We start from the raw sequence: 18,005 nt of genomic DNA on the forward strand, positions 1-18,005 counted from the left end.
GCGCTGGGGCGGCCCCGCATCGGGGGTCGGCTCAACCGTTGGGGACCGCCATGCCCCGTTCCGTTTCCATATCCGCCGAGGCCTTCTCCCGGCTCGTCGTGTCCGGTCCGCCCGCCCTGGACGACCAGGAAGCCCTGGAGGTCGCTGCCGGCCTTGCGGCCGGTGAGGCGGCCGCGCTGTTCACCGAGTTCGGCTCCCTGCCGGAAGTGCTGGCCGCCTCGGTCGGCGCCCTGTCGCGCATCGTGCCGGTCGAAGCCGCCGCGCGCCTCGCCCTGGCGAAGGACATCGGCCGGCGACTTCTCGTGTCGCCCCTGCGCCAGCGGCCCGTGCTGAGCGGCTGGGAGAGTGTCGCGGCCTACCTGCGGTGCATGCTGGCCGGCCGCTCGCGCGAGCAGTTGCTCGGGCTCTTCCTCGACAAGCGCAATCGGCTGATCCGGGGATGAAGCCGCCCAGGTCCCCGCCGACATCCTGGGCGAAGGCGGGACCCGCCGCGAGCGTGACGCTGAGGGCGAGCAGGGCGATGCGGCGAGCGCGGCGTTGAATCGTCACGGCGTGGCTCCTGGGGCGGAGATGAGGAAGCGAGGCGCCCGCGAGGCGGCGCGGCCGAAGACGTCCCACGCGGCCGGTTGCGGGGACGGTTGAGGAGACGCCGTCGGCGTGGGGGGCACGTGTCCGCCGGCCTTGGCGACGACGCGGGCCACATAACCGTTGGCGAAGCCGCGCTCGGCGTGGCCGGTGTTGTAGACACTGAGCGCGACCCGCAGGGCCGCCTGACCCGGTCCATGCCGGGCCCGTCCACGGGCATAGCCCTCGCGCAGCACCTCGGCGGCGGCGGCGAGGTTGCGGCACGGGTCGAACGCCGACTCTATGGAAAGCCCCAGCCGCGCCAGGTTGCGGACGTTGATCTGCGCGATGCCCAGATCGATGTCGCGGCCGGACGCCACCAGCGTTCTCGCTGCCGCGGCGGCCTCTGCGGCCGTCGACGGCTGTGGCCGCCCTGTCCGGGCGCCATTCACGCCGATCGCCAAGGGATCGAGACCGCTTTCGGTGCGCGCCACCGCCAACAGGGTGGCCGGGGCGACGCCGGGGGCGCACTGCGCGGCAAGGTCGAAGACGACTTGAGGATCCAGCATGGGCCCGTCCTTTCGCCAGAAGGCTGGCGGCCGGAGCGGGTCGGCGCGAGGGCGTAACCTCCTCCCGGGCGAGCGGGATTGATGCGCCAAAAAATGGCGGGGCTGGCGCCGCTATTGGCGCATGACGCGACTTAGGTTGTCCCCTCTTAGCGGGGCCGGAACTCCGAGGAAGACGTAGTAATTGCATGTCTTCGGAAGCCGGGCGTGTTGGGCGGCCGGCATTCGAAGGATCGTCGTAATGCGTGCGTTACATGAAGACCGCTTGCCGTCCCCGGCCGTAGATCTTGATGATGAAGTCGCGACCTTGTCGCCTCGCCAGGCGGAATGCCTGTTCTGGGTTCAACAAGGAAAGAGCTCGCGGGATATCGGCACCATACTTGGCGTTTCCCACCGGATCGTCGAACGGCATGTCTTCCGGGCGTGTGCGAAGTTGGGCGTGCGGACGCGGCTCCAGGCCGTATTGCGCGCCCGGTCGCTCGGCCTGATCGCCGACCCGCCTCGACGCAAGGGCGCCGGCCGCGTCAGCTAACGGTTTCAATCCTCGGGATCGTCGTCGCCGCCGCCCAGGTCTTCGTCGAACATCCACTGCTCGAGATCGGCGGCATACTCTTCCGCTCGCTTGATGAGCAGGTCGAAGCCGCGGGTGTAGGTCAGCAGGAGCGAGCGGGGATCGAGGTCGCGCAGCGCCTTGCCGCCCGGCCGACGATGCAGGCGCCGCAGGGCGACGAGGAGGAGCGAGGCGGCGTTGTTTCCGGACGTATCGATCGCGAAGTCCACGGAGCCGAACTCCACGGCGAAGATGATCCCCCAGGGATCGACGTGGACGATCTCGGCGAAGCGCTTGATCGGATCGACCTGGACGCCGTAGTACCCGGACTCCCAGCGCTGGTAGGTGCGCAGGCCCTTACCCATCAGCTTGGCCATCTCGGCCGACTTCAGGCCGCTGCGCTTGCGGAAGTGCTTCAGGATGGTCCTGAGCGTCGCACGCCGGGCGGCCGCATCCTGGTCCTGCAAGACATCCATGCCACGCACACGAACAACCTGAACTTGTCATATGTTGTTCATGCGCGGTGGGCCTGTGTCAAAGCGTAGGCCGGCTGGCCGGCGGCCTGACCCGTGAGCCTGACGCTTGCGAGGGTGGAGCTACGCCCTCGGCGGCGCGGCGGCCAGAGCGCATCCTGGCGAGGATCCGTTGGAGTTTTCGATCATGAGCGAAGCCCTCACCATCACGCCGCACAGGCTGCTCCGGACCAACGAAGCGGCCGACTGGCTCGGCCTATCCGGCCGCACGCTTGAGAAGCACCGCACATTTGGCACCGGGCCCGCCTATCGAAAGATCGGCGGTCGGGTGGTCTATGCCATCGTCGACCTGCAGGCCTGGGCTGATCGCGGGACGCGGACGTCCACGACGGAAGCGACCGGGCGCCTCGTCAGCGCGGCGCGCGCCCGCGAAGTGCGAAGCTTCGCCGGTTGAGGTTCAGGCGGCCGCCGGCGTTTCGCCCAGCTGCTGGTTCAAAAGGCTGGCGAGGTGCTCGGCATCCTCGGTCGACAGCGCCTCCTGCGGGATCCTCGCGATCTCCGCGACCTGGCCGAGCGCCAGATCGAACACGATGAAACCCCGGCTGCCAGGGCGTACGACGAACCGTTCGCTCATGCTGGCCATGATGCGCTTCGAGCTCCTGGCCGCCAAGCTGGCGACGGCGGCCGCCTGTGGATGATTCGCGGCCGGCCGGGACCTGGACCCGGCTCAGTTGTCTACCTAGCGAAGCCGGCCGCGATCGCGTGGAGCGACTCCGGCTTCAGGTGCGTATAGCGACGCAGCATCTTCCAATCCTTGTGCCCAGTGACCAGAGCCACCTGCTGGATCGCGAAGCCGGCCTCGAAGAGCCGGCTAGTGCCTTCGTGCCGAAGGTCGTGAAAGTGCAGGTCGTGGATTCCGGCGGTGGTGCAGGCGCGCGTGAACGCCGCGCCGGCAGACTTGTGGTGATGCGGAAAGATCCGGTCATCTTCGTTGGCGCGGATCGCCCGCTGTTCCTCTATCAGCGCAGCCGCGTCGTAACCTGAGACCGCTAGCAGCGGGATGCGTTGGTCGTTGCCCTTCTTCGCGCGTGGATCCTTGCGGTCTCGGATCAGCAACATCTTGGTGCGAGGATTGTAGTCGCTCCAGGTGACCCGGAAGATTTCTTCCTGTCGCATGGCCGTCGCGATCGCGAACTTCATCACCCGCGACATGGGGATCGTGTAGCGCTCGTTCTTGTCGAAGTGGCGGAAGAGCTTCTCCAACTCCTCGTCGGTCGGCCGGCGGTCCCGCTCGTTGCTCTTGCCGACGAGGCCCAGGCGCGCCAGCGCGATCCGCGCCATGTTGATCGGCTCGACGCTGACCTCGAGGCCGTGGACCGCCGCGGCGTGCGACACGACCAGCTTGATGGCCCCGATATCCATCTGGAGCGTGACCGGGCCAGCGCCTTGCGCCGCTCGGGCGCGGCCGAACTTGAGCAGTTGATCGCGGTCGAGATCGGCCATGCTCTTCTTCCCGAGCTCGCGCCTGAGCATGTCGAGCGTCGCGGCCTTCGAACGCCCCGGCGGCTTGCCGACTTCCGTCATGTCGGCGATGTGCAGGTCGATCAGTTCGCCGAAGGTGGTCAGGCGGGCGATCCGGGACGGGATGGGCGCGCCGCCGCGGTCGATTTGTCTTTCGGCCTCGACACCCCAGGTCTTGGCGTCGTCGCGATTGACGAACGTTTCCGTCAGGGACTTGCCCTTGCGGCGGATCCAGACCCGGTAGTGGCCGGACTTTTGCTTGCGGATCGAGGCCATTTTTCGCGTGCAAAATGGGTGCAGTAGGGGATCGAAAGCGGGCGAACAGGGTCGAAAAACGTCGTAAAATCGGTGCACCCGTTTTGCACCGATCACATTGAAGAATAAGAAGAAGTCATTGAAAAAGCAACATCATTTACTGTGTATTGCGCCTATGATGGATGGGACCGCCTCGGGTCGAATTGGCAATAAAAGTCAGAGCTTGCAGGTCGCACCCGGAGTCGATGATGTACCAGATGCTGTACTGAGCTGATCGAATTGACCACTCGTCGCACGGGGGGCTGGCTGAGCCGAATGCATCCTTGTTCGCCGGCTTCTCGTGAGTTGGCGAATGCGCCGCCTCAGCGGGTCAGAGCGTTGATTTCCTTCCGAGCGGCCTCGGCGCGGATGTCCAGATAGTGCGCGAGGTCGGCGAGGTGGACGCCTTTGGCGCACTTCTGGCTGGCCTCGATTCGGACGAGCGGGAGCGCGATGTCGCCCGCGGAGATCTTCTGGATCAGTTTGGCGGGCGTCAGATGGGAGAAATAGTCCCGGCACACGACGTCGATCGGAATGATGGCCTTGCCATCATATTGCGCCATGAGCAGGAAGGCGGTGTTCATCTTACCCCGCCGTGCGGAACGGAACGATCGGGCCGATGCTGTCCATGCGTGGACCTTCGGTTGGAGGCCTGAGCCATCCAAGCAGCCATCGATGGCAGGCGGAAGGCCCCCATGGCGTAGGCCGTAGGGCAGGGTGTCACCGCGAATATTTGGTGGTGTCTCAGTTTGAAATCGGACGCCGTTGAGCCTTGCTTATGGACGCACTGTACCCGTCGACGAGACCGGGGGTGCAGAGGCCAGGACGGGGCGCGGAGGGGGGGCGGCCTGCACAAGCCTCAGGGACCTGCCAAGTCCTCGCGCCTATGCCGGGTGCGGAAGGTCGGGGACACCCGCTCCTAGCTGGCGAAGCCGGGCGCATCCTGGCCGCCGCGGGGGCAGCGCCCCAAGAGCCCAAGCAAGATGAAGACTGCAAGGAGCCTGCGCGCCGCCTGGCGCTACATGGCGGGACGCGGCGACGAGCCGCCGGCGGCGCGCCAGCGCCCGAAAGGGGCGGACCCGTAGCAGCCGCGCTTCTAGTGCGGCGGGGCCGAGCCCGACCGTCGGCGGCTCTCAATACTCAAAAATTGGGCGTTGCGGCCTGCACTCCAAGGGCTTCGCCGAACCCGCAGTCGCGCCAAACCAGCGCGGCCGCCCATGGTGAAGGTCGTTGTATTTTCATAAGACCTTGCCGCATGTGTCACTTGCGTCCGGCAAGGTGGACCGGTGGTCCCAGCGCTCTTGCGCCCCACCTTGGCTCCGTCCTCGGTCCACGCGAGGGCGGGGCCAGTCCTGGAGTGTGCAAATGTTGAGACGAGTTTGGAGGCCGCGCTGCGTCCGTGGCGCGCGCGGGCGTCGCCGGACTGGAGGCTTCACCTTTGGCGCCGCGTCGGCCCCTCGATGAAACCCAGCGTGGGCCAGCCGAAGTCATGAACAGGTTCGATGCCCTCTCTGCCTCTCGTCGGATCGCCCGCACGCTCGCCAGCGCGCCAGACCCGCCGCGAGAAGCGTCGCGCCTCCTCCACACGCTAGAGCGGGCGGAGGGTTGGGCGACGCGCGAGCGTGAGGTGATCAATGACCTCGGGTTCTGGCTCGCGGGCGGGCCGCCCAGTTGGGAGCTTAGGGCCGGCGTGGATCAGCACCTCGCAAGGCTCAGCCCGTCTGGCTTCACGTCACGGGCCAGGTGGACCGCAATGCCGAGGCGCGACTTGTCCTAGACGTCCGCCGGCGGTGCGCCCACTAACCCGATGCCGGCGCCCGACAGGACGAACCGGACCTCGCGATGGTCGCTGTGGCGCACTGCCCGTAATAGCCCGCTCCGCTGGAGGGCCTGCGCCTCGGCGAAGCTGCGGGCTTCGGCCGCCAGGAGGAGCACGCCCTCCCGTCGCACCTTCTTGAGGAGGTCGTGTTCCTCGGTCGTCAGCTGCTCAGCGCGCATGGATCCTGCCTCGTTGGGCGTCTCGTGGGAATTTCGCTGCCCCCCTAACGACTGACAAGGGCTTATGGTTCTCGCACCACGACAAGGGGAGAAACTGGCGGGCATGGCCAGAAGACTGGCGGTACGCAACGCCCGGAGCCGCTGAAATGAGCATCGGCGGTGAAGCACCGAGATGAGCCTACCGAGGACGGGCAATCGCCCGGGCGAGCAGGTTTTTGCTTGCAATAGGCCGGGATGCCAGTGACCTCCGCACCGAGCCAGGACGGCCTCTCGAACCTCTCGTCTTCAGCGCCAAGCTCGACCTCCGCGAGAACGACTCCAGACAGCGGCCCTTCATGGACATCCACCGACTAGATCCGTCCAGCGTACGGAATGCAGTGGCGTGTCTTGCGGATGATCTGGTCGCCGCAAAGGCTCTGAAGCATGAGATCGGCCTCGGCCGGAAGAATCTCAAATTCGAACTCCTCGCGCGTAATTCCGGCTCTCTGTCCCTTGACCGTCAGCCACGCCTTTGCGCCGCTCAGCCTCACCCGGACCTTATCCCCGCCGAACCGTGCGATCAGGCCGTCGGTCAGGAGGATGTCACCGGCGTTGAGTGAGCCCATCATCTCCACATGGCCGTTTGCTTGGCCTGAGCCTGGAATGCCCCGTCGCCGCAACCTGATCGCCCCCGTTGAGTGCAGATTCCGGGGTGATCGCGCCCGTCATTCCGATTTGATGCCGCCCACCATTCCGATCTGATCTCGCCCACCGTTCCGACATGATCCCGCCCGGCGTTCCGATTTGACGCCGCCCAGGACGTGGGAACAGACGAGCGGCGCTTCGCTGGTTCTAGGCTCTTCCTTTTTGGGAGGGGCCGATGCCGACGGAGAGGATCGCGATGCGCCGCGTGCGCGAGATGTTGAGGTTGAGCCGCGACGGTGGGCTGGCGACGCGGGAGGTCGCGCGCCGAACAGGCGTGGCGCCGTCAACGATCCGAGAGATGTTCCGGCGCTTTGGCGCCTCGGGGCTGGCCTGGCCGCTGCCGCTGGATCTGACCGACAGCGATCTGGAGGCCCGCCTGTATGGCGAGGCGGGAAGCCGGCAAGGGACCAGGCGTCGGGCCGAGCCCGACTGGTCGGCGCTGAACCGCGAGCTCAAGCGCAAGCACGTGACGCTGCAGATCCTCTGGGACGAATATATCGAGACCCACCCGGACGGATATCGCTACAGCCGCTTCTGCGAGCTCTACCGGAGCTGGGAAGCGCGGTTGCCGGTGACGATGCGCCAGACCCACCTGGGCGGCGACAAGCTCTTCGTCGCCTACGCGGGCGACACCGTGCCGGTGATCGTCAACGCCCGGGGCGGCGAGACGCGGCGCGCCCGCATCTTCGTGGCGGTGATGGGCGGATCCAGCCTGTCGTTTGCCTATGCCAGCTGGAGCGAGAAGCTCTCCGACTGGATCGAGGCCTACGTCCAGGCCTTCGCCTACTTCGGCGGCGCCGCCAGGCTGCTGGTCCCTGACAATCCCAAGGTGGCGGTGATCAAGGCCAGCCTCTTCGATCCCCAGGTCAACCGGACCTATGCGGAGATGGCCGCCCACTACGACACCGCGGTGCTGCCGGCCCGTCCTCGTCGGCCGCGCGACAAAGCCAAGGTCGAAGCGGCCGTGCGGATCGTCGAGCGCTGGCTGCTGGGCCGGCTTCGCCATCGACGCTTCCACAGCCTGGCCGAGGTCAACGCCGCCATCGGCGAGATGCTGATCGGCCTCAACGACCATCGGCTCTTGCGCCATGTCGGCCGCACGCGTCGCCAGCTCTTCGAAGAGGTCGACGCGCCCCGGCTCAAGGCCCTGCCCAGTGCGCCCTATGTCCTTGCCGAATGGCGGGTGCGGCGTGTGGGGCTCGATTACCACGTCGATGTCGAGAGCCACTTCTACTCCGTGCCCTATCGCCACGCGCGGGCCAGCGTCGAGGTCCGGCTCACATCCCGGACGGTGGAAATCTTCCTGCGCGGCGAACGGATCGCCGCTCACATGCGGGGCAGCGGCGACGGCAAGCACACCACCTTGGCCGACCATATGCCCTCCAGCCATCGGCGATACGCCGACTGGACCATCGACAAGATCCTGCGCGAGGCGCAGCGCCTGGGCCCCTCCGTGGCGATGCTCTGCCAGATGATCCTCGAACATCGCCCTCATCCCGAACAGGGCTTCCGCTCCTGCCTGGGCATCGTGCGCCTGGCCAAGGTCTTCGGCGAGGCGCGCCTCGAGGCGGCCTGCCTGCGCGCGCTGCAGGTCGGCGCCCGCAGCTACGGCTCCGTCAAATCCATCCTCGACAACCGGCTCGACGGCCAGCCCGTCCGCCGTGGCCGCGGCGCCGAGGCCGGTGACGACGAGGGCCTGACCATCCCCCACCCCAACATCCGTGGCTCCGGCTACTACCACTGAGGAGATACCTGAATGCTCACCCACCTCACCCTGGACCAGCTTAACCAGCTTGGCCTGCACGGCATGGCCAGGGCCTTCGGCGAGCTGGTCAGCAATGATGAGACCGTCGGTCTCACCCATGCCGACTGGCTGGCCCTGCTTCTGGATCGTGAAGCCGTACACCGCCAGGACAAGCGCCTCGGCTCCCGCTTGCGCCACGCGCGTCTGCGCCACGAAGCCGTGCCTGAAGAAATCGACTACCGCGCTTAGCGCGGCCTTGATCGACGCCTGCTGACCGGGCTGATCGCTGGTGACTGGATCAACGCTCACGACAATCTGGTCATCACGGGGCCGACCGGCGTCGGCAAGAGCTGGCTGCCCTGCGCGCTGGGCCATAAGGCCTGCCGGGACAATCGCTCGGTCCTATACGTCCGGGTCCCGAAACTCTTTGACGAGCTCGCCCTTGCCCATGGCGACGGCAGCGCCGCGCGTCGTCTCAAGGGCTTGGGCGCCGTCGATCTCCTCATCCTCGACGACTGGGGCCTGGAGCCGCTCGGGGCTCAGGGCCGGCACGACCTTCTCGAAATCCTCGAGGATCGGTACGGACGGAGATCCACGATCGTCACCAGCCAGCTGCCCGTCGCGACCTGGCACACGGTGGTCGGCGAACGTCCCACTCGCTGCGATCCGCATCTGTCGTCGCTGGTTCGATATCCCAAAGTCGGTAGCGTCGACCGTCAGGCACAAAGTTCGTTCCGAACCGCTGAGGAAGACCGCGGTGCATGAGGCTTTTGTCCAGGGCCGCGGCGGAGAGCCAGCGAGCTGCACGTATTCCTTTTTCAGCTGCGATCCTGGCAAGCTCGTGAGCCTTGGAAAACTCATCGACTGAGCTGCCGTGGTTTAGAATCCATGCCGCGGCATAGGCATCGGCGGCTGAGAGTTCACCACCTCTCGAAAGTATCCGAAGAACCTGACGACGCCGGTCTGCATCCCGCTCCCGCAAGCGATCATATTCTTCGGTCCCGGCGCTCACTTGCCGGTGCTCGACCCTGTCCGCGGCTTCCAGCTGCTCGAGGTCGAGAAACATCGGTTTCTCCTGCTAGTGGTCCATGCACCGCTCGTGAGGCTGACGTGACCGGAGCGCCGTCGCCGCTTCAGTGAGGACGAGAAGTTGGCGGTGCTGTTAGCGGCGTTTGCGCCAGGGGCGAGCGTCGCGGAGGTAGCTCGTCAGGCGGATGTCTGCACGGGCGTCATCTACCGCTGGCGGCGGGCCTATAGTGTCGCCGCGCCGACAGGATTTGCCCCGGCGGTCGTGGTCGATGACGGCGCACAGGCGGGCGCGGCGAGGGCCGCGCCGGCGATGGTCGGGGAGTTCGGCAACGGCGCGCGGGTGAGGAGCGCGACAAGACGCTCTTGGTCTTCGTCCATCGACGTGTCCATCGGCTCCTCCAACCTGGGTTGAGATGGAGAGAGGCAGCCTGACGCCAACGCGCTGGCCTCCCAGCAACTTGGACTGGTCGAGTTGAAGATCGAGCAATTGCAGGCCTTGCGGGCTGAGCTTCAACGCATGGTCGCCGCCTGCTGTCGTGGCCGGGCGTCCGTCTGCCGGGTCATCGAGGCCTTAGCTACGCCCCTGGCGACCTCCCGGCTTGATCGGCGCGCTGACGAGCCCCGCGGCCTGCGGTAGGCGCTCTGACACACCCAGGCTGCACGCCGATCACCAGGAGTCGCCGCAAGATCAAGACGCGAACGTTTCGCATTTGCAGTATTTTGGATGCATGCTACGTTGCTGTTACAAATGAGAATGCGTCGCTCCTTCAAGGCGCGAGCCCGAGGGGTGGCCATGTCTGTATTGAAAATCTCCGCGAGCCTCGCCGTGCTCGCCGCCCTTATCGGATCGCCCGGTACGGCCTGGGCGGAAGATTCAGCCGCAGCCGCCGAGGTCGTCGAGTCGACCCTGCTGGACGGGATCATCATCACCGGTTCGCAGGAGCGAGCACGAGAAGTGACCGGGTCGGCGACCTATCTCGACCAGGCCGCCCTGGACACCTTCAGCTATTCGGACGTCAACCGCATCCTGCGCCAGGTTCCGGGGGTCGCCTTGCAGGAGGAGGACGGCTTCGGCCTGCGCCCCAACATCGGGATTCGCGGCTCGGGCTCCGACCGCGCCGGCCGCATCGCCGTCATGGAGGACGGCGTCCTGATCGCCCCGGCGCCCTACGCCGCGCCCGCCGCCTACTACTTTCCGCGTATGACGCGCATGAGCGGGGTCGAGGTGGTCAAGGGACCCGCGGCCATCAAGTACGGTCCGCTGACGACCGGCGGCGCCCTACAGCTTTTCTCCACGCCCGTTCCCGAGGTCGAGGGCCGCGTCAGCGGCCGGGCCGATCTGCTCGGCGGGAGCTACGGCGGGCGGCGCGCGCATGGCGCCGTCGGCGGCTGGGCCGAGCCTACCGGCGTCGTCCAGGTCGGCGCCATGGCCGAGGGCCTGTTCGAACGGTCGGATGGGTTCAAGGACCTGGATTCCGGCGGCGATACGGGCTTCGAGATCACCGACCTGGTCTTCAAGCTCGGCCTGAGGTCAGCGCCTGGCGCGATGATGCCGCAATCGTTCGAGCTCAAGCACCAGCGCTACGACGAGGTCTCGGACGAGACCTATGTCGGCTTGACCCTAGCCGACTTCCGCGTTCGGCCCTATCGCCGCTATCGCGGCAGCCAGGCCGACCGCATGGATGTCGAGCATACGACCTGGCAGGCGACGCACCGCATCGAGGTCGCTGACTGGCTGGACGTGACGACGCTGGCCTACCGCACCGAGACGGCGCGGGCCTGGTACAAGCTGAACGACGTGGCGTCGGGCGGCTCGCTTCGGTCAATCTCCGCCGTCCTGGCCGATCCGACGACCTTCGCGGAGGGCTACGCGACCCTGGTGGGCGCGCCCGGCTACACCAGCGTCGCCAACGCCCTGCGGGTGCGCAACAACAACCGGACCTACTACGCGGAAGGCATCCAGTCGGTCATCGCCGCACGGTTCGACACCGGCGGCGTCGCCCATGAGCTGGAGTTCTCGGCGCGCGTCCACCGCGACGAGGAGGATCGGCTGCAGGAGGACGACCGTTACCAGATGGTCGATGGCCGCATGGTGCTCACCGCCGCCGGCGCCCGCGGCAGCCAGGAGAACCGGGTCGGTGAGGCGCGCGCCTGGGCCTTCTTCGTTCGCGACACGGTCCGCGCCGGGCGCCTGACGCTGACCCCGGGCCTGCGCTACGAGACGATCGATCTCAAGCTCACGAACTATGTCCTTGGCGATCCGTCCCGCGCCACGGTGTCGAGCGTGAACCGGTCCGAGGTCGATGTGTGGATTCCGGGCGTCGGCGCGATGTTCGAACTGACGCCGGACCTGCAGCTTGTGGCCGGCGTGCACAAGGGATTCAGCAACCCGGCCCCGGGATCGACCACCGACCCCGAAACCAGCTGGAACTACGAGGCGGGCCTGCGGTTCTCGCGTGGCGCGGCCTTCGTGGAGGCCATCGCCTACTTCAACGACTACGACAACCTGGTGGGGACCTGCACGGCGTCCACGGGCGGCGGCTGCACCATCGGCGCCCAGTTCGACGGCGGAGCCGTCGAGGTGAAGGGTCTGGAACTGACGGCGTCCTACGATCTGGCGGGCTGGCTCGATCTAGCCTTCGCCGCGCCGGTTTCGGCCGTCTACACGCTCATGGATGCAGAGTTCAAAACGGGTTTCGTCTCCGGCTATGAGCCCTGGGGAAATGTGACAGCCGGCTTCGAACTTCCCTATCTGCCGAAGAACCAGCTGACCCTGAACGCCGGGATCGAGGGCGACCGTTGGCGGCTGGATGCTTCGGTGAACCATGTCAGCGAGACCCGGTCCGTGGCGGGAACGGGGTCCATTCCAGCGAACCGGAAAATCGACGCGCGCACGCTCCTCGATCTGTCGGGTGAATATGAGTTCACCATGGGCGTGGCGCTCTTCGCTCAGGTCCAGAACCTCACCGACGAGGTCTACAACGTCGCCTTTGCGCCGGCCGGCGCCCGGCCGGGCGCGCCGCGGATGATCATGGGCGGGATGAAGCTGCGGTTCTGAAGCGCCGTCCGGCCGGGCAGCGAACGTCCATCGGCGATCTATGGCGTCGCCCGGCCGGACGGCGCTTCAGATCGAAAACCGGCTGGTTGTTCATGTGATCGACGCGCTCGGCCTGGTGGCAGGATTGGCAGGCGGTCCTGGCGAGGTCGAACGCCCCCAGGCTTTGGCCGCGTCACGGGATCCAAACCCGGACTTGGCCTCTTGCCAAACATCGTCATTTAAGAAGAGTGCCTCGGAATTGGTTCGCCGGGCCGGACGTTTGGCGATGCCGTTCTCGATCGTCGTCCTGATCTTCTCCCAGTGATAGACGGCCAGGTCATAGTTGCCCCGCTCGAGGGCGCCGTGCAGCCGCTCGAACCGTTCTCCCACCTCCCACATGGGCTGATCAAAGCCGCGCATCTGTCGCTGGATAAGCTTGAGCCTGGCCTCGTCGCTCTCCGCGGCCAGCAGCCAGTCGTTCGGCGACGGCTTGCCCGCCGACGGCCGCTGGTCGGCGGCGTCGCAGCCCGGTAGCAGCGCTAGCGCGGCCGAGGCGATCAGAATGGACGGTCGTGGCATCTATGGCTCCGTTCCGGCGAGCTCCGGCTCGCCTGTTCGTCAGTTGATCTTGTGAGGGACGGGCCACCGACCCGGAATTGAGGCTCGCCGCCAGGGGCGGGCGATGTGTTGCGGTCGCAATTTCGCCGGCAGGGGAGGTCGTCGGCCGATCCCTTCAGCGGAAACCTGGGACATTCAGATGGTGCTTTCGGAGTGTTGAGCCGGGACCAGGATCAGCAACGCCACGCCGCCGAGGCCGGCGGTGATCGCGCCGAAGATGAAAACGGCCGTGTGGCTGACGTGGTCCCAGAGGAGGCCCGCGGCCAAGCTCGCCGCCAGTCCCGACAACCCGACCGTCGCGCTGTACCAGCCGACGCCGCTGGCCCGCAGTTCGCCGGGCGTCAAATCGACCGCCATGGCCTTGCCGATGGTTCTGAAGATCCCCTGCTAGAGTCCGTAGAGGAAGAAGAGGCCGCCGATCAGGGCGATGTTTCGTGTCGCGGCGAAGCCCGCATAGGTCGCCAGGAAGACCGCGAATGACACCAGCAGGATATTGCGCCGCCCGATCCGGTCCGACAACCGACGCGGCCAAGGGCGCGTTGGTGTAGGATGCCGGCCATTGAGTTCGAGCGGTCAGAGCCGCTTCGCGTTTTCTGCCTCGAGGACAATCCCCTCTTGGTGTTCCACCTCGAACAGATGATCGAGGACGTCGGCCACACCTTTGCCGGCTCCACCGACAGCTTCGCTCGGCTCAAGTCTGAGGCGCCGATCCCGATGGACGTCGCCCTGGTGGACATCGACCTGGCCGATGGTCGCACCGGGCCAGCCGCGGCCGCATGGCTCCGGGACCAGGGCGTAGCCATCGGCTTTGTCACCGGTCAGGTGGCGATCGCCGCCCAGTACACCGAGATTTCCTCCTGTGTTCTGGCGAAGCCGTTCGCAGCCAAGGACCTGGCGCAGGTGCTGGACGAGCTGCGCAGGCCAGCCGAGTAGCCAATCCTCCGCAGTCAAGTCCCGCCGACCTGAGAACAGAAGTCCGCCTTCAGCGCTCAACTCTCTGATTTTACACGGGAAGCCGTGATCGGAAGCAAAGCAGGAGCAGCCGGCCAGCGCCGGTCAGTGGGAGGGGCTTAACGTGGCGGAGGACGTTTGGCACATCCTGGCCGGCGGTGGCCGGACAGGGGAGATATTGCGCACCGTCGACTGGGCGGTGTCACCACTGGGCGAGCCGTCTACTTGGCCGCAGCCGCTGAAGACCCTGCTGAGCATCGTCATGGGAGCGAACCAGCCGATGTTCGTGGCCTGGGGCGAGGACAGGTGCGCGGCGTAGGCCGCAGGAGTCTGGTAGCCGATCGCCGAGTCCGGCCGGGCCGTGTTGTAGTCGGCGGTCCGGCCGGCCAGCTTGCCGCAAAAGTGCTTCTCGACTATCGCGCTGAGGGCTTGGTGTTTACGCTCCTAGCCGGATCGGAGAAGGAGCATCGAGACGGCGCGACCAGGCTAGATTCCTCACCCTGGCAGAATGGACGACCGCCCAGCCTCTGGGACTACGACGGCCTGCACCGCGAGCTTCAGCAGCGCGACAACCCCGGATACACATGTATCGCTTCCCGGTTAAGGTCTGCGAACGTTCCGGTTAAGTTTCGGCCTCGAGATCTTCAGTGGTGGGCTTGAGGGCAAATTCTTATCCGGCATGAAGTCTATGGGGGTGTTCGCCCATGCTGTGAGGCCTAGGGTTACCCTTCGCACATATTGAGCTTAGCTTGCTGCGGAGTGAGCTAGAGGGTGTCCGGAAAACGAGAATGCCCGAATACCGCGTGTACATAGTTAAGCTGGATGGTCATGCCGAACTGACGTTGGAGTTCATTTGCTCTGATGATGATCGAGCTAGAGAGAGGCTTCGCGCGATGAATCCGAGTGTGGAAAGAGCGGAGCTTTGGCAAGGGCGCCGATTCGTCGACTTAATCGATAAGCGCAGGATCTAGGCGCACCGCCACTTGTGCTCAGGAACTTAAGGAAGGCTTCAAAGATGGTCGGATCCGGCCACGCTGAAGGCGATGGTCCTGGCCGAGCGGGCGCGGGCCGACCGGATGGCCCAGATCCTCAAGGAGATGCAGCGCTATCGGTTCGGCCGCCGGGCCGAGACCCTGCCGCTGGACCAGCTGGAGCTGGGCCTGGAAGAGGTCCAGCAGGTGGAGGCGGCCGAGAGTGTGTCCGATAATCTGTGTAAGCGCCGCTGTGGATCATTGATCGCGCTCTCAGCTCGCTGAGAGCGCAAAGCGGTCGCCGAACAGGACGGCAAACTGGCCCATGGCGGCGGTCCACTCAATGGGCCTGCGCCGACGCCAGCGTTCTGGATGGCCAGGTAGAGCAGCTTCATCGCCGCCTCGTCGTTGGGGAAGCTGCCGCGGGTCTTGATGATCTTGCGCAGCGACTGGTTCAGGCTCTCCACGGCGTTGGTGGTGTAGATCATCTTGCGGATATCCGGCGGGAAGCCGAACAGCGGGACCACGTGATCCCAGGCCCGGCGCCAACTCTGCCCGACAGCCGGGTACTTAGCGCCCCAGTGAGCCTCGAACTCGCCGAGCCGATCCCAGGCGGCCTCGGCGTTCTCGGCCCGGTAGATCGCCTTCAGGTCGGGCATGATCTGCTTGCGGTCCTTCCAGGACACGAACGCCATCGAGCTGCGGATCAGATGCACAATGCAGGTCTGCACCGGGGTCTCGGGGAAGACCGCCCCGATCGCCTCGGGGAACCCCTTCAGGCCGTCGACCACGGCGATCAGGATGTCGCCGACGCCGCGAGTCTTCAGGTCGTTCATCACCTTCAGCCAGAACTTGGCGCCTTCGGTCTGCTCGATCCACGGGCCGAGCACGTGCTTGTGGCCGTCGGCGTCCAGCGCCAGGGCCACATAGACGGCCTTGTTCTTGACCAGACCCTCGTCACGGATCTTCACCCGCAGCGCGTCGAAGAAGACGACGGGATAGCAGGCGTCGAGCGGACGGCCCTGCCAATCCTTGCGCTCGCCCACGCGCCGGATCTCGCCTTAGTGGCCATCGTCCACGCCCTGGCGGTCGCCAGCTTCTATCCCTACGAGCGGGCGTCGTGCCTGGAGATCAAGGCGGTGTCGGCGTGGCTCGGCGGTCATGCGCCGGGATCGAGGAGAGCGTGGCGGGATCGGCCATCTCCGCTCGCCACGAGGCCTGGGCGATGCTGCTGCCGCGCGCGGCGGCCGACGCCTGGGGGTTCGTCGCGGGTCTGAGCTGCGAAGACCTCCTGGGCCTGCTCGCCCACTGCGCCAGCCTGACCCTCAACGCCGTGCGCAATCCCCTGGACCGCCGTCCATTGGCCCTGGCCCATGCGGACGCCCTGGCGCAGCGCGCGGGCCTGGACATGACCCGGTATTGGTCAGTGAGCGGGGCCAGCTATCTCGCCCAGGTGACCAAGGCGCGGATCGTCGAAGCGGTGGGGGAGGGGGCCTCGCCCGAGGCGGCGGCGAAGCTGGCCGATCTCAAGAGGCCTGCCATGGTCGAGGCCGCCGAGGCGGCCCCGGCCGGGACCGGCTGGCTGCCGACCTTGCTCAGGACGGCGGCGCCCGAGGCCAAGGCCGCCGTGGGCGAGGCGGAGGACTTGCCGGCGGTCCTCGCGGCTGAATAACTGACGGCGGGTGTCCCGACACCCGGAGTCCCCTCTCCAAATTCGCCCGTGCAGGCTCGCCTGCGCGGGCGTTTTCGTAAGCGAAGCGCCTCTTGACGGTCAGGCCTTCAGGTTGGTCGCGGCCAGCTTGCCCGTGCGGCGGTCCTGCTCAAGGTCGTAGGAGACAGGTTGGCCCTCGTCCAGGCCCGGGAGGCCCGCCCGCTCGATGGCGGAGATGTGGACGAAGACGTCCTCGCCGCCGTCATTGGGCTGGATGAAGCCGAACCCCTTGGACGTGTTGAACCACTTCACCGTTCCGGAGCCGGAACCGGCAGCGTCGCGGGACGCACCGCCACCGCCACCGCCGCCGGCGCGTGGGCGGTCGAAACCACCGCCGGACTGTCCGCGCGGTGGTTCATAGCCGCGATCGCCGCCGCCGCCACGCGGGGCCGGTCGGCCGCGGCCCGCCCCGGCCGGCGCCTGGCCGGTGACCCGCAGGCCCACGGCGGCGAGCTTGCCGGAACGCCGATCCTGCTCGACCTCGAAGCTGACGCTCTCGCCTTCGTTGAGCTCTTCGAGGCCGCTGTCATGCAAGGCCGAGATATGGACGAAGATGTCCGGGCCGCCGTCCTCCGGCGCGATGAAACCAAAGCCTTTGGCGGCGTTGAAGAACTTGACGACGCCCTGGGACATTGGCGGCTCTCTCTGCATCTACGACTGCGATCTAACGGCGCGAAATGGGTCTGGCTAGGGAAAAGCAGCTCCGGCTCTCAGCGTTTCGGGCTCGGCGCTTCGCGCCTTGGTCGGGGCGCCGCAGCTTGAGCCCGCCCAGCGCAGTGAGCGGGCCAAGGCGTTCTTCGCAGTGACGTGATGGTGTGGACGCTCGACCGAGCGCCGAACGTCAACTTCACCCTTGCGTCTTGGAGGTCGTCCACACATGCCGTCTAAGGGGCCGTGCGCTAGGGTGATAGCCGTCGGGGAGGTCCTGAGGTTCGGACGATGGCGACTTCACACTCTAGGCCGGGGCTGGGGATCGCGGCCACAATCCGCAGTCGTCGCCACGCCTCCAGAGAGTCGCCACGCCGCCAAAGTTTGGATGACCCCGGCCGCCTTCAACGCCTCCCTAAGCAACGACTGCTTCATGCCCCAACACCGCTAGTTTTTTCGCCTGAATCCAATGTTTCCGCGCGATCCTCGGCGCCGCAAAGCAACCAACCCCAAGGCTGTAAGCTTCACCTTTAGATGACGCCCGCGGCATGATGAACCGGGCGCGGCAAATCTCTCGCTTCTTTACTTCTCGTGACGTGACCCCCTGAAACTCAGCCAGAAATAACTAGAGTCCGCCCCAGGAAAG

20 protein-coding genes and 3 pseudogenes are annotated in these 18,005 nt (G+C 66.4%); 10 read left to right on the forward strand and 13 right to left on the reverse strand.

Annotation, left to right across the window (positions count from 1 at the left end):
* Nucleotides 1–50 precede the first annotated feature (50 nt).
* Nucleotides 51–443 carry a hypothetical protein gene (locus tag AX721_RS00675; RefSeq protein WP_068879082.1) on the forward strand — a complete coding sequence of 131 codons (393 nt, stop codon included), beginning with the start codon at nucleotides 51–53 and terminating at the stop codon, nucleotides 441–443.
* Between the two features lie 102 nt (nucleotides 444–545).
* On the opposite strand, the gene AX721_RS00680 is transcribed toward AX721_RS00675, so the two are convergent.
* A complete protein-coding gene (locus tag AX721_RS00680) occupies nucleotides 546–1,133 on the reverse strand; it encodes a lytic transglycosylase domain-containing protein (RefSeq protein WP_068874006.1) in 588 nt (195 codons plus the stop codon).
* 238 nt (nucleotides 1,134–1,371) lie between these two features.
* Between AX721_RS00680 and AX721_RS00685 the strand changes: the two genes are divergently transcribed.
* Nucleotides 1,372–1,662: a helix-turn-helix transcriptional regulator gene (locus AX721_RS00685; protein ID WP_082765307.1), complete on the forward strand. Its 291-nt coding sequence runs from the start codon at nucleotides 1,372–1,374 to the stop codon at nucleotides 1,660–1,662.
* A 5-nt stretch (nucleotides 1,663–1,667) separates the two neighbouring features.
* Here the strand turns inward: AX721_RS00685 and AX721_RS00690 are convergent, their stop codons facing one another.
* Complete coding sequence (locus AX721_RS00690) at nucleotides 1,668–2,156, reverse strand: helix-turn-helix transcriptional regulator (protein WP_068874007.1); 489 nt, start codon at nucleotides 2,154–2,156, stop codon at nucleotides 1,668–1,670.
* A 184-nt stretch (nucleotides 2,157–2,340) separates the two neighbouring features.
* Here AX721_RS00690 and AX721_RS00695 point away from each other — a divergent pair, with 184 nt between their 5' ends.
* Nucleotides 2,341–2,607, forward strand: coding sequence for an AlpA family transcriptional regulator (locus AX721_RS00695; RefSeq protein WP_068874008.1), 267 nt, complete (start codon nucleotides 2,341–2,343; stop codon nucleotides 2,605–2,607).
* 3 nt (nucleotides 2,608–2,610) lie between these two features.
* On the opposite strand, the gene AX721_RS00700 is transcribed toward AX721_RS00695, so the two are convergent.
* The 5 genes from AX721_RS00700 to AX721_RS00725 form a co-directional block, all read right to left on the reverse strand.
* The gene (locus AX721_RS00700; protein ID WP_068874009.1) at nucleotides 2,611–2,796 is read right to left on the reverse strand and encodes a hypothetical protein; all 186 of its coding nucleotides are present in this window, start codon (nucleotides 2,794–2,796) and stop codon (nucleotides 2,611–2,613) included.
* 92 nt (nucleotides 2,797–2,888) lie between these two features.
* Nucleotides 2,889–3,950 (reverse strand): site-specific integrase, encoded by a 1,062-nt coding sequence (locus AX721_RS00705; protein WP_068874010.1) that lies wholly within the window; start codon nucleotides 3,948–3,950, stop codon nucleotides 2,889–2,891.
* A gap of 341 nt (nucleotides 3,951–4,291) precedes the next feature.
* The gene (locus AX721_RS00710; protein WP_068874011.1) at nucleotides 4,292–4,552 is read right to left on the reverse strand and encodes a pyocin activator PrtN family protein; all 261 of its coding nucleotides are present in this window, start codon (nucleotides 4,550–4,552) and stop codon (nucleotides 4,292–4,294) included.
* Between the two features lie 1,189 nt (nucleotides 4,553–5,741).
* Nucleotides 5,742–5,966: a hypothetical protein gene (locus AX721_RS00720; protein ID WP_068874013.1), complete on the reverse strand. Its 225-nt coding sequence runs from the start codon at nucleotides 5,964–5,966 to the stop codon at nucleotides 5,742–5,744.
* A gap of 350 nt (nucleotides 5,967–6,316) precedes the next feature.
* Nucleotides 6,317–6,580: a hypothetical protein gene (locus AX721_RS00725; RefSeq protein ID WP_156466937.1), complete on the reverse strand. Its 264-nt coding sequence runs from the start codon at nucleotides 6,578–6,580 to the stop codon at nucleotides 6,317–6,319.
* Between the two features lie 266 nt (nucleotides 6,581–6,846).
* On the opposite strand from AX721_RS00725, the gene istA reads away from it, so the two are divergent.
* The gene (gene istA, locus AX721_RS00730) at nucleotides 6,847–8,394 is read left to right on the forward strand and encodes an IS21 family transposase (RefSeq protein WP_369796610.1); all 1,548 of its coding nucleotides are present in this window, start codon (nucleotides 6,847–6,849) and stop codon (nucleotides 8,392–8,394) included.
* A gap of 63 nt (nucleotides 8,395–8,457) precedes the next feature.
* Nucleotides 8,458–9,159 (forward strand): annotated as a pseudogene (locus AX721_RS00735) (ATP-binding protein).
* Between the two features lie 486 nt (nucleotides 9,160–9,645).
* Here AX721_RS00735 and AX721_RS28175 read toward each other — a convergent pair.
* Nucleotides 9,646–9,813, reverse strand: coding sequence for a hypothetical protein (locus tag AX721_RS28175; RefSeq protein ID WP_231733166.1), 168 nt, complete (start codon nucleotides 9,811–9,813; stop codon nucleotides 9,646–9,648).
* Nucleotides 9,814–10,216: 403 nt separating this feature from the next.
* Here AX721_RS28175 and AX721_RS00745 point away from each other — a divergent pair, with 403 nt between their 5' ends.
* Nucleotides 10,217–12,481: a TonB-dependent receptor domain-containing protein gene (locus AX721_RS00745; protein ID WP_197422419.1), complete on the forward strand. Its 2,265-nt coding sequence runs from the start codon at nucleotides 10,217–10,219 to the stop codon at nucleotides 12,479–12,481.
* Between the two features lie 90 nt (nucleotides 12,482–12,571).
* Here AX721_RS00745 and AX721_RS00750 read toward each other — a convergent pair whose 3' ends face one another.
* From AX721_RS00750 to AX721_RS28520, 3 genes are all read right to left on the reverse strand, one after another.
* Nucleotides 12,572–13,039 (reverse strand): hypothetical protein, encoded by a 468-nt coding sequence (locus AX721_RS00750; protein WP_068874018.1) that lies wholly within the window; start codon nucleotides 13,037–13,039, stop codon nucleotides 12,572–12,574.
* 174 nt (nucleotides 13,040–13,213) lie between these two features.
* The gene (locus AX721_RS00755) at nucleotides 13,214–13,459 is read right to left on the reverse strand and encodes an MFS transporter (RefSeq protein ID WP_304440578.1); all 246 of its coding nucleotides are present in this window, start codon (nucleotides 13,457–13,459) and stop codon (nucleotides 13,214–13,216) included.
* A gap of 6 nt (nucleotides 13,460–13,465) precedes the next feature.
* Nucleotides 13,466–13,597 (reverse strand): hypothetical protein, encoded by a 132-nt coding sequence (locus tag AX721_RS28520; RefSeq protein WP_255355301.1) that lies wholly within the window; start codon nucleotides 13,595–13,597, stop codon nucleotides 13,466–13,468.
* Between the two features lie 30 nt (nucleotides 13,598–13,627).
* Here AX721_RS28520 and AX721_RS00760 point away from each other — a divergent pair, with 30 nt between their 5' ends.
* From AX721_RS00760 to AX721_RS26590, 3 genes and pseudogenes are all read left to right on the forward strand, one after another.
* Nucleotides 13,628–14,011, forward strand: coding sequence for a response regulator (locus AX721_RS00760; RefSeq protein WP_068874020.1), 384 nt, complete (start codon nucleotides 13,628–13,630; stop codon nucleotides 14,009–14,011).
* A 142-nt stretch (nucleotides 14,012–14,153) separates the two neighbouring features.
* Nucleotides 14,154–14,348, forward strand: coding sequence for a hypothetical protein (locus AX721_RS00765; RefSeq protein WP_068874021.1), 195 nt, complete (start codon nucleotides 14,154–14,156; stop codon nucleotides 14,346–14,348).
* Between the two features lie 724 nt (nucleotides 14,349–15,072).
* Nucleotides 15,073–15,219 (forward strand): annotated as a pseudogene (locus AX721_RS26590) (hypothetical protein); the annotation flags it as partial.
* 54 nt (nucleotides 15,220–15,273) lie between these two features.
* Here AX721_RS26590 and AX721_RS28180 read toward each other — a convergent pair.
* Nucleotides 15,274–16,031 (reverse strand): annotated as a pseudogene (locus AX721_RS28180) (IS256 family transposase); the annotation flags it as partial.
* Between the two features lie 116 nt (nucleotides 16,032–16,147).
* Between AX721_RS28180 and AX721_RS27165 the strand changes: the two are divergent.
* Nucleotides 16,148–16,672, forward strand: coding sequence for a hypothetical protein (locus tag AX721_RS27165; protein WP_156466938.1), 525 nt, complete (start codon nucleotides 16,148–16,150; stop codon nucleotides 16,670–16,672).
* A 99-nt stretch (nucleotides 16,673–16,771) separates the two neighbouring features.
* Here the strand turns inward: AX721_RS27165 and AX721_RS28660 are convergent, their stop codons facing one another.
* Nucleotides 16,772–17,344, reverse strand: coding sequence for a cold-shock protein (locus AX721_RS28660; RefSeq protein ID WP_068874024.1), 573 nt, complete (start codon nucleotides 17,342–17,344; stop codon nucleotides 16,772–16,774).
* Nucleotides 17,345–18,005: the final 661 nt, after the last annotated feature.

Source organism: Phenylobacterium sp. CCH9-H3 (genome assembly GCF_001557235.1).
Lineage (GTDB): Bacteria > Pseudomonadota > Alphaproteobacteria > Caulobacterales > Caulobacteraceae > Phenylobacterium.

Bases quoted from the DNA above. Each gene is read 5' to 3' on its own strand.
- AX721_RS28175 (WP_231733166.1), bottom strand. From the start codon at position 9,813: ATGGACACGTCGATGGACGAAGACCAAGAGCGTCTTGTCGCGCTCCTC.
- AX721_RS00700 (WP_068874009.1), bottom strand. From the start codon at position 2,796: ATGGCCAGCATGAGCGAACGGTTCGTCGTACGCCCTGGCAGCCGGGGT.
- AX721_RS00695 (WP_068874008.1), top strand. From the start codon at position 2,341: ATGAGCGAAGCCCTCACCATCACGCCGCACAGGCTGCTCCGGACCAAC.
- AX721_RS00685 (WP_082765307.1), top strand. From the start codon at position 1,372: ATGCGTGCGTTACATGAAGACCGCTTGCCGTCCCCGGCCGTAGATCTT.
- AX721_RS00760 (WP_068874020.1), top strand. From the start codon at position 13,628: ATGCCGGCCATTGAGTTCGAGCGGTCAGAGCCGCTTCGCGTTTTCTGC.
- AX721_RS28660 (WP_068874024.1), bottom strand. From the start codon at position 17,344: ATGTCCCAGGGCGTCGTCAAGTTCTTCAACGCCGCCAAAGGCTTTGGT.
- AX721_RS00675 (WP_068879082.1), top strand. From the start codon at position 51: ATGCCCCGTTCCGTTTCCATATCCGCCGAGGCCTTCTCCCGGCTCGTC.
- AX721_RS00710 (WP_068874011.1), bottom strand. From the start codon at position 4,552: ATGAACACCGCCTTCCTGCTCATGGCGCAATATGATGGCAAGGCCATC.
- AX721_RS00720 (WP_068874013.1), bottom strand. From the start codon at position 5,966: ATGCGCGCTGAGCAGCTGACGACCGAGGAACACGACCTCCTCAAGAAG.
- AX721_RS00690 (WP_068874007.1), bottom strand. From the start codon at position 2,156: ATGGATGTCTTGCAGGACCAGGATGCGGCCGCCCGGCGTGCGACGCTC.
- istA (WP_369796610.1), top strand. From the start codon at position 6,847: ATGCGCCGCGTGCGCGAGATGTTGAGGTTGAGCCGCGACGGTGGGCTG.
- AX721_RS00680 (WP_068874006.1), bottom strand. From the start codon at position 1,133: ATGCTGGATCCTCAAGTCGTCTTCGACCTTGCCGCGCAGTGCGCCCCC.
- AX721_RS00750 (WP_068874018.1), bottom strand. From the start codon at position 13,039: ATGCCACGACCGTCCATTCTGATCGCCTCGGCCGCGCTAGCGCTGCTA.
- AX721_RS00745 (WP_197422419.1), top strand. From the start codon at position 10,217: ATGTCTGTATTGAAAATCTCCGCGAGCCTCGCCGTGCTCGCCGCCCTT.
- AX721_RS00705 (WP_068874010.1), bottom strand. From the start codon at position 3,950: ATGGCCTCGATCCGCAAGCAAAAGTCCGGCCACTACCGGGTCTGGATC.